Consider the following 10305-nt stretch of genomic DNA (forward strand, 5'->3'; position numbering starts at 1 on the left):
GATTCAGAAATTGATTCTGATACTGACTCAGAGATTGATTCAGAAACTGACTCTTTTACTGATTCTGAAATTGATTCTGAAACTGACTCAGACACAGACTCTGATACTGATTCGCTGATTGACTCTGATACAGATTCAGAAATTGATTCTGAGATTGATTCAGATACTGATTCAGAAATTGATTCTGATACTGACTCAGAGATTGATTCAGAAACTGACTCTTTTACTGATTCTGAAATTGATTCAGAAACTGACTCTTTTACTGATTCTGAGATTGATTCAGAAACTGACTCTTTTACTGATTCTGAAATTGATTCAGAAACTGACTCTTTTACTGATTCTGAAATTGATTCAGAAACTGACTCTTTTACTGATTCTGAAATAGACTCGGAGACGGATTCTCTAACAGATTCAGAAATCGAATTTGAAAGTGATTCTGAATTTGATGTTGATTCAGAATTAGACAGTGACTCAGAATTTGAGATGGATTCTGAATTTGATGCTGATTCTGAGTTAGAAGTTGATTCAGATTCAGACAATGAATGTGAATTTGAATTCGAGAGTGATTCAGACTCAGATGTATCAACTCTGTACCAGTGCGTTGTTTCGTTAACTGTAGTTGAATTCAAACCGTTGGCTAAGTTTACCGATGACCCTTTAGTATTTGGGTTTATTACGTTACCTGCTGAATTTGTATAGTTTGGTGCATAATCCGGGTGACCTGATTTCAGAATAACTTGCACTAACATACTTACAGGATAGCTTTTCGCCGCCTTGGCATAACCATCAAAACCAATACGGATGGTTTGATAGTTATCTTCATAGATGACAGAGAAGATATCATTACCTGTTTTACCAGCTTGTGCATTGGCTGTAGCCAGGGCAGACTCTTCAGCTGAGATAATATCAGTAACCGGGACGACAAGACTCGTATTCGCTGTCCCTGGAGCCATGACAGAAGTTTCCATGACCTTGATAAAGCCTGTTGTGTCAGTCGAGTTATAATCAACTGTACCTGTATAAGTAGGATCTTTTACCCATATCGTCTTAACAACGCTACCGTTCTCATCTACAACTTCTGCCAGACGTTTAATATACGATGTAGAAATCGCACCATCATTATAAATAGTTCCTGGAGAATAAAGGCGTACCGCAGTACCACCTGTTGTTCTTGCATAATCATAACCAGTAAAGGTACGAACACCTGATGGAGTTGCCATTTGTCCACCAATACCTTTGATGGTGTAAGTGGCAATTGTTTTTCCATCAGTTGTCTTATAGTATGTTGTATATTCTTGGTAAGTTGGTACTAAGGTATTTGTTAGGGTACCACCGTTGTATTGTAATTGAAGCTCACCAGAAGTTGTACTTGATGAAGTACTATCACCGTAAGTAATTGTTAACGGCAAGTTGTTAGCACCTTCATAACTTTGGAAGTAAGTGAATGTTGCAGTCTCACCCTTATCCAAAGTGTGGCTTTCAACCACAGTATTTGTTGTCTTATTAACTAACTCAATGTAAGTTGTTGTAGTTGATGAATCATAGTCTAACGAATAACGGAAGTAATAATTTTCTCTGATTGTCTTATCAGACAGCTGATCGCCAAACCAGTTAAATTTAGAATAGTTAAAGGTGAATCTTTCTGATTCTGATGAAGGCGTAAAACTTGTATTATTTGTTGGATTTGAAATTGCAGCACCGTTAGCATCATCCATTGATGGTGAAGCAGTTGACAAGGTATCAACCAAAATACCATATCCTTCACCAACTTTGGTCACGGTTGCTGTCGTTGAAGTATTAAGAGCAAAAGTAATGATGCCATCTTCATCATTTTCCAACAACAAAAGACCAATTGCTTGATTGCTTGTTTGCAAACTGCTGATAATGGTAGCAAGGTCAGCCGCAGTCGCATCCGCATCTCCTAAGATGGTTTGAGCCAACAGCAGCTGATCACGACTGGTTCCAATTGCAGTTAGCAAGGCTTGGCTTGGTGCAGTTTGGTTACTTGCGATTTGTACTAAAACCTCTGCTTCCGAAACAACTTGCTCTAAGGTTTGCTTTTCTTCTGCTACAGTTGTAGCGTCCGTTTCGCTCGCACTGGTTTCTGAACCTGTATCACTTGCTGCTGATTCACTTGTGCTGGTTTCAGAGCTTGTCGAACTTGATAGCGTAGTCGATGCTGATTCAGATTCCGAATGTGAAACAGAAGTTGATTCTGAAACAGAGAGCGACTCTGAAGCCGACTGACTTTCTGAGTTCGATACGGACTCTGATGAACTGAGTGATTCGGATTCAGAAATCGAAGTCGATTCCGATGCTGAGGTTGACTCAGATTGACTCGCTGATTCGGAAATCGATGTTGATTCCGAGGAGCTTACTGAAATTGAATCTGAATCGACAACTGTCGTCAACACGACAGTATCTGCTTCTGCCAAGGTTGATGTACTTGTCTCTGATGTCGCGACAACTTCAGAAGCCATAACGGTTTCAACCGCGACATTCCCCCCCACAACAGCTCCCGCTGCTGCTAAACCGCGCAACAATTGGCTTGCGGTCATTGAACGTTTTACAGTGGCAAGATTGACCTCGGCTGGACTTGCCGAAGACTTGCCTCCAATACGCATCAAACCGATTTGCGACATGACTGTTCTCACCCAGTGCTTACCGGATTTATGCATTTTTACACGACTTTTTCGAGATACTTCGGTAAAGTCATCTTTTCTTTGCATTTTCATTCAAAGAAATCCTCCTGATGTTGCTTTATTATTTAGCGCCCTAAAAATGTACCAATCAGCAATAGTCCGCTAAATAATCAATCCATTTTACCAATAAGTGATACTAATGTCAATAATTTTACTTAAATGAAAACGTATTTTTTCTTTAGTTTTCGAGCTTAGTATATTGTTAAAAAATAGTTTTCAAAATAGATTTCTTTCATATATTTTCACTATTTTTCACTTTTATATCAATAAAATCATGAAACCCAGTTGATTACAACTGGTTTCATGATTATTCTTGCTCTTCTTTTTGTTTTTCTTTTTGAGTAGTCCAAATAACAGCATTCCTCCGAGCAAGGAGAGGGATTGCTGGATAGAATTGGATAGCGACTCGGAGACGGACTCAAAGGCAGATTCCGATACGGAGAGACTCAAACTCTCTGTCATAGGCTGGTAATGAAAAGAAAAGATAAGATTACTCTCACCTTTTCCATTTTTCTAAAATTGAAATCTTTTGCATACATTTTTGATAGTCTTGCATCCTACCAGCTTTCAAATAAAAATCCTTGTGTAGATTCAATCGCCATCTATACGCCATTAATTCCGGCGCAATATCAAAACCAATTAATGACAAAACTGTAATTCGTTCTTCAATACTTTTTAGAGGAAAGACAGAAGAGATTTCGACCGTTTTAGTAACACTTGTTTGTCTTTTTCGATGGTAATATAAACTCGTATTTGAAAAGACAATGCGATCAGCATTCAGATAAATTTTCCAGGTTGTATAGTCGTCCTCAACTTTTTCATCTTCTGGATAAACAATGCCTTCCAATAGGGAGGATTTATAGAGTTTGCACCACGGAACTGTAAAGCATTGACTAATCGCAAATCGGCCTTCATACTCTTTATTAAACCATTCTTGCGGACTATAAACCTGTCTAAAGTAATCTTGAGCTTGTAAATGGAAAGCAAATGAACTCGTCTCTTCCATAAATTGTGTAAAGTTAACAACAGCAATATCAGCATCCGTCTCTTTCAACGACTGATAGAGATATGCAATGTGATTCGGTTCCAACCAATCATCATTATCAACAAAGAGAATATAGTCTCCACTCACCAATTGTAAGGCTGTGTTTCTGGCTGCACCTACTCCGCCCCCACCCAGAGGCTTATTCACCAGTTTAACTCGACTATCTTTTTGTCGGTACTGCTCACAAACGCTAGCACTTCCATCCGTTGAACCATCATTCACCAATACTATTTCAAGATTTTGATAGGTTTGATTTATAATACTATCCAAACACTGTTTCAAATAAATACCCGCATTAAAAACAGGAACGATAACCGATACTTTTTCCATCCTACTTAAACTTTCTAAATTGATCGTATAATTCTAACTTCACCCCTATCGTTCGATACAATTCTATCTGTCCTGCATAGAGGGCATCGGCTTTACATTTTTCTAAGCGAGCAACATACGAAGCGATCTGAGCTTTTGGATTATAGCCCATCGTCACTAGCAGAGCAATACGCTCCTCGGCATTACTAATCATGGTCGTAATATCCTGCAACATAGCAGATCGAGATAGTCCTTCCGGCCGTTGAGAATAGTAATAAGGACCTTCATTGGTGAAATGAATCTGGTTAGCTTTCAAATACAACTTATAAATCGTTGCATCATCTTCTCTAAGACGCCCTACCGGATAGCGAATATCCCCAAACAAGGACCTTTTAAATAGTTTCAAAGGAGAGAAGGTGAAAGCTAGATGCATATTGTTCTTCATATCTCCTTCTAGATCCAACCACTCCTGGACAGAATAGACTGTTTGGAAGTAATTTCCTTCGTTATGGTAAAAAAGGAAAGACTGCCGTTCCTCGTTGAAAGAGGTGAAATTTGTGGCAGCAATATCCGATCCTGACTCTATCGCTCCATCATACAGATGTTTTAGATAGAAATCTTCCACAAAATCATCCGAGTCAACAAAGGTAATATATTCCCCATTTGCATTATCGATTCCCTTGTTTCGAGCAGCAGATACTCCTGCGTTTTCCTGATGAATAACTCGGATCCGCTCATCTTTTTTGGCATATTCTTCCAAAACGAAGGCACTTCCGTCTGTCGAACCATCATTAATTAAAATCAATTCAAAATGAGGATAGGTTTGTTTCAATAAGGAATCAATACAACGTTTTAAGTATGGCTTCACATTATAAACAGGGACAATAATACTAATCAAAGTAAATTCTGATTGCATTTTATGCTCTTCTTTCACCGAAACCTCCTGTAGAGTTTGCGGCGCAACACCCACCCAAGCCTTTACGGAAAGAAGGTAGTCCGCATCATCTGTAAACTGAATATCTGTATCAAAATTATGCTCAGCAGTGTGCTTGTGGTCAAGTTTCACCTTGGAAGTCGCTTTCATTTGGAACCATTCATACTCAGAATCGATGTGTCCCAAGTCAATAGCCTGATAACCCCTCTGCATCAAATCAACTCCCAAGACCTTGGCTGTTGGCCCCAACATCAGAAGGACCAGCTTATCATCTGCATGCTCTAGAATCGCTTCTAAAATGTCATCGTATTTAGCAAAAGCATTCTTTGATGGACAAACGATTCGAGAAACAGATTCTGCTCCAGCAAACAGATCATTACCAACTCCTGATCGACTGGTCTCACCTTCGACAATCAAAATATCTCGACCCCGCCATAAGTCCTTAATGGCTGCAAAATAGGCTGCCGCAGGTTCCTTATCCACCAAGTCAATATAGGGACGTGAAATGAAGGTTGAACCGTACCAATCAGATTGACACTCGTGGGCATAAAATTGACCATAGCGCTCAAAATGACTCTTCCAAAATTGTTGAGCATTTGAATTATACCGTTCCAATCCTTGAAAGACATCTGGCAAACACACCACTAATTCCGGAGAACTTGGAATGGTCAAAATAGCTTTTAAGGCTGCCGCTAATTCTGAATCATATGGCTGATAGGGGATACTAGACCCCTGAATCACATCAATTTCTCCATCTCCAAATCTCACAACAGAGGATTGGTGTTCTTTGATATAAGCAAGGCTATCTAAAATCGGCAAAACACGAATTTCTTCTAATTTTCTCATCCTTCTCCCCCATCACATATGGCACTAAAGACAGCATCGATCAATAATTTTTTCGTAAAATAGCCTTGTCGAACCAAGGGATTAAAGGCCCTTACTCTAGCCACAAATCCCTGATAGTCAGCTGGTGTCATAGCTTGAATTTTTTCAGCCGCTTCATCCAGACTGTCTACAACCAAACCAAGTCCATTCGCCTCGATGATTTCCTGATTGGCAATTCCTCTCTGAACAATCACAGGGATTCCTGCTGCTACAAAAGCACCTAATTTATACGGACAATAGAGGGTTTGATACCCCTTGTCATGATCATCCATCCAGACCAAGCCAAATCCGCCCTGCGACATTTCTAACAAGAGCTGTTCATCTGGGCGATAAGGCAGGCGTTTCACCATGGTTGGCAACTCCACCTCTTGGCGACAATAAAGATGAACCTGAACAGGATAGTTCCAGCTTTTCATGAAACTAAAACGCTCTGGTGAGCCCGGAAAGTGAATTAAGGGCTTGTAATAAGCTGGTAATTGCGGAGCATTGGTCGGATGATCCCACATCCCCTGAACTAGTGTCTTTTTCACAGTCAAACCATGTTCACGCAAGACATCAATCATCTTTTGACTCGGAGCCACAATGACATCTGCTAGATTATAATAGGCAATGGTCCGGTCCATCAAGTAGTAATTCCCCGCAAACATTAAAGGAACAACATCGTGGATAAAAATCACAATTTTGATTTGATAGGCCTTCAACTTTGCCATCAAGCGCTCATCAAAATTCGTTGTATTCCAAGTCGGCGTTTGGAAGATGACAACATCTCCATGCCGCAAGCCAGCCACAATCCCATCCAAGCGTTTACTGAGTTCAGACGGACTATCTGCCTCCATATTATAAGCATAAACCCCCAGTTCACGATAGCCAAGCCCAATCGCAATATCTGTCACCATATTTTGTCCAAGCTGCGCCGTTGAAGATGCTGCTTGACCGTTTAAATTTGTAATATAGACTCTCATTTAGTTGTTTCCGTATTTATCTATCATCCGCTTGCGGAATTCCAGGTTCTTATAAGCTACTACATCCCCATTACGCAGTTTGCTATCCCGATTTATCTGCGAACGCCATTTGTAGGCGGCAATTTCCCGTGACAAATCAAAACCAAGCAAACCCAGCACCTCAAGGCGTTCTGCCACTGGCTCCGTTGAAAATATTGTCGCCTGATCGGCTGTCTGGGTCATCGACCCCGCATTGACACGATAAATCAGACTAGAGCGATGCATATAGGCGATTCGATTCGCTGCCAAATATGTTTTCCAAGTTGTCCGATCGTCCTCCCCAAAACCATCTGTCGGATAGAGGATGTATTCAAACAGAGACTTTTTATACATTTTGCTCCAAGGTACTGTGAAACAGAGGGAAATATTGTGGCCAACACCATATTGGAAAGCAAACCACTCTTCTGGGCTATAAACAGCCTCGTAATAATCATCTGTCCCAATGTGTAAATTGAACTGCCCAGTCTCCTCGTAATACTGAGTAAAGTTGGAAATGGCTATATCACTTCCTGTACGAGTAAGTAGTTCATGCAAATCAGAAACATGATTGGGATCTATCCAATCATCTGCATCTACAAAGACGATATACTCTCCTGTCGCCACTTCAAGCGATGTATTACGTGCAGCACCTAGGCCCTCATTCTTCCTCTTGTGAACCACTCGAACCCGTGAATCTTGCTTACGCAACTGCTCGCACAAGAGAGCTGACCCATCTGTCGAACCATCATTGATCAATAAGATCTCTAGATTTTTATAATCCTGTGCAATAATACTTTCGACACACTGACGAAGATGTTTTTCCCCATTGTAAACAGGTACAATTACACTCACTTTTTCCACTTATATGCCTCATTCCCTCTTTATATATTACCATTATCATAGCATGCCTAGACTAGAAATGCAAAAATAGTCTGTTATTTTTCTATAAACAAAAAGGGGATTTTCCCCTTTTTAACGATAGATTCCATAATACTGGTGAGCTGACCATAGCCCCGTCACCATAGCTTGAACCAACTCTGGATCCATCAAAAAATCTGTAACTGCCTGCCCATTGAGGTATCCAGCTTCGCTCTTAAAACCTGTGAAGGCTTGGCAGCGTTCCTCTAGTTCCTTCCGAATGTCCAGATACTTTTGTGGATTTTGCAGAGGCTGGTTCACATCACAAGCTCCTGCCAAAAACTCCTCAATCGTCATGTGATTGGCCAACTCACGCAAACCAGCAAAACGCCCTTCTTCAAATCCTTGTTCCTGAATATTCAAAACAGGTGTTCCAAGCGCCAAACATGGCAAGGTTCCATGCAGACGAGTGGTGACGACAAAACGTGCTGATTGATAGAGATAGAGGTAGTACTGAGCCACTTTCATCCGTTGAGAAGGGCTCATGTACTGGTGGTTGATATCTGCACTCATCCGAATAACAGGATAAATAGATTCTCTTGCCAACTTATCATAAACAGCATTTGGCAAATCAATCGCTAAGACAAAATCCTGCTTTTTCACATTCTTTTCTGGTTGAATGGTTAATGTCAAGCAACCAGACCAGTACGAGTCTACACCGATCGATTCAAGGAAGTCTTTGGTAGCTCCACTCCTCGCACCAACTGGACCATATTTTTTGAAAAATGCTCTATTTTCTTCTGTAGAAAATTGCTCTTGCACCAGATCATCGATAAACATCGATATCAATAAAGGATCGATTTTTTCATTTTTTAATGGAAAATTTTCCGGGCGGTGGGAATACCAGCCATTCATGATAAGCTTGATTGATTCCTCACCATCATACTGGAACTCATTTAAATAATCCCTGTTCACATAGTAATCTATCTGTGGTAAAAAACGACTCGTCGCTACCGACTGAATCTCATCTCCAATATTACCAGTGGTATACGAAAAAAGGGCATATTTGGTCATGACATCTCCTACTTTCTTATTTGGTTCTAGTATAGCACAATATAGTAGGAATGCGAAGCTCGTAGCTTAGATTGTTCGAGCTTGACCTACCCCATTATTGATTTTAAAGACATACTTATGCCCCTGAGTCAGACTATGATAAAAACCATCTCCCTCATAGACTTGGAAAATCTGCATGGTCTTGCGACTTTCCTCATCCTTGTAAACATGTTGGACATAGGGATTATCCGCAAAAACCTTCTCCAAGAGTTCTTGACTAGCCGGATGTGCCTTCCCTTCTATACGAATGACCTGAATCAAGTAGTCTTCTTCTGACAGGGCGGTTAGCGCCACACGCTCATCCCCCATCAGTTGCTGATAGAAATGCGTTTCCAAACCTGTCATAAAGAAAATACCATCTTCATTGGCAGCTGTGATATGGATAGGCCGCGCATGAGGATTGCCATCTGCATCGACCGTTGCAAAAATCCCTAGCTTCATGCCTTCCAAAATTTCCATGACATCTTTGACTTCCATAAGTAGCCTCCTAGACTTACATTCTACCTAAATTATAGCAAATTCCATGGGGAAAGTTAAGGTTAACATACAAAAATACTACCAAATATTTTCCCATCCCTCTAGCCCTGACGCCCTCTCTTTAGCTGAGTTGTCTTTACATAGTCCCTAAACTGCCAAAGGCATAAAATGACCAACAACCTTTCCTACTATCTTAGGCTTGTCTTCATAGAAGGCAAACTTATCCGGATGGTCTGGATTGATGGACACGAGACGAAAACCTTCCTCCTCCCGATACACACGCTTGATATAGGTATGACCAAACCAGACAATAGCATAGATACCGCCATCATAATCAAAACCAGTCTCCTTGATAAGCGCCACCTCGCCTGATTGGAACATGGGCTCCATGGAATTACCCTTAATCCAAGTCGCCACGTCATGGTCCATCTCACTATCAAAATAGACTGTTTCTGTTTCAAATTCATCATCAAAGGCCTCACCAGGCCCTGCCGACAGCAAAATATTGGTCCGAACCTGATAGGCCACAAACTGTAGAGACTGGTGCTGCTCCTCCAACAAACGCTGTGAGTAACGCTTCACCTTACCTTGATGAGCGCTAGTCAGTTTATGGTAGACCGACAAGAGCTCAAAATCTGCATCAAAATATCCCATTTCCACCAAAAATGTTTCTTCCAATGCTCGCAAATGCTTGGCATTGGGAACCGTCGTCTCCGATTCCCACTTAGAAATCGTCACCTTCCCAACACCAACCAGCTTCCCTAGATTTTCCTGCGTCATCTCATTGACCAAACGAATCGCTCGCAAACGCTCCCCTGAAAACATCCTTCACCTCAATAAGTTTCTTTATAAAGTAACTATATTATACAAAATATTCTGTTTTCTGACAAGTTTTTTTCTATTTCTTTCCACTATTTATATATAGACGCACATTGTCAAGTCAAGTGCAACAAGTTCATTGATAACTAGAGATCCAGAGGTTAAGCTGTCTGGGCTAGCCCA

The 10305-nt window shown here is 40.8% G+C and carries 8 protein-coding genes; all 8 read right to left on the reverse strand.

Features of this window, described 5'->3' with window-relative positions:
- Positions 1-2735: KxYKxGKxW signal peptide domain-containing protein (locus tag ACHBID_RS10790; RefSeq protein WP_394734396.1), on the reverse strand; the 2735-nt coding region annotated here is incomplete at its 3' end.
- Between the two features lie 463 nt (positions 2736-3198).
- Positions 3199-4077 carry a glycosyltransferase family 2 protein gene (locus ACHBID_RS10795; RefSeq protein ID WP_394732332.1) on the reverse strand — a complete coding sequence of 293 codons (879 nt, stop codon included), beginning with the start codon at positions 4075-4077 and terminating at the stop codon, positions 3199-3201.
- A gap of 1 nt (position 4078) precedes the next feature.
- Positions 4079-5836 carry an SP_1767 family glycosyltransferase gene (locus tag ACHBID_RS10800; protein WP_394732333.1) on the reverse strand — a complete coding sequence of 586 codons (1758 nt, stop codon included), beginning with the start codon at positions 5834-5836 and terminating at the stop codon, positions 4079-4081.
- Complete coding sequence (locus ACHBID_RS10805; protein WP_172023025.1) at positions 5833-6837, reverse strand: sugar transferase; 1005 nt, start codon at positions 6835-6837, stop codon at positions 5833-5835. Before ACHBID_RS10805 ends, ACHBID_RS10800 begins: the two co-directional genes overlap by 4 nt.
- On the reverse strand, positions 6838-7716 hold the full coding sequence (locus ACHBID_RS10810) for a glycosyltransferase (RefSeq protein WP_172058941.1): 879 nt from the start codon (positions 7714-7716) through the stop codon (positions 6838-6840). It abuts the gene before it with no gap.
- A 111-nt stretch (positions 7717-7827) separates the two neighbouring features.
- Positions 7828-8787 carry a polysaccharide pyruvyl transferase family protein gene (locus ACHBID_RS10815; RefSeq protein WP_105122847.1) on the reverse strand — a complete coding sequence of 320 codons (960 nt, stop codon included), beginning with the start codon at positions 8785-8787 and terminating at the stop codon, positions 7828-7830.
- Between the two features lie 66 nt (positions 8788-8853).
- Entirely contained in the window at positions 8854-9303 is a 450-nt protein-coding gene (locus ACHBID_RS10820; RefSeq protein ID WP_394732334.1) for a pyridoxamine 5'-phosphate oxidase family protein, read from the reverse strand.
- 147 nt (positions 9304-9450) lie between these two features.
- A complete protein-coding gene (locus ACHBID_RS10825) occupies positions 9451-10128 on the reverse strand; it encodes a S24 family peptidase (protein WP_172023027.1) in 678 nt (225 codons plus the stop codon).
- Positions 10129-10305: the final 177 nt, after the last annotated feature.

It is taken from the genome of Streptococcus sp. A25 (assembly GCF_043674095.1).
Lineage (GTDB): Bacteria > Bacillota > Bacilli > Lactobacillales > Streptococcaceae > Streptococcus > Streptococcus suis_V.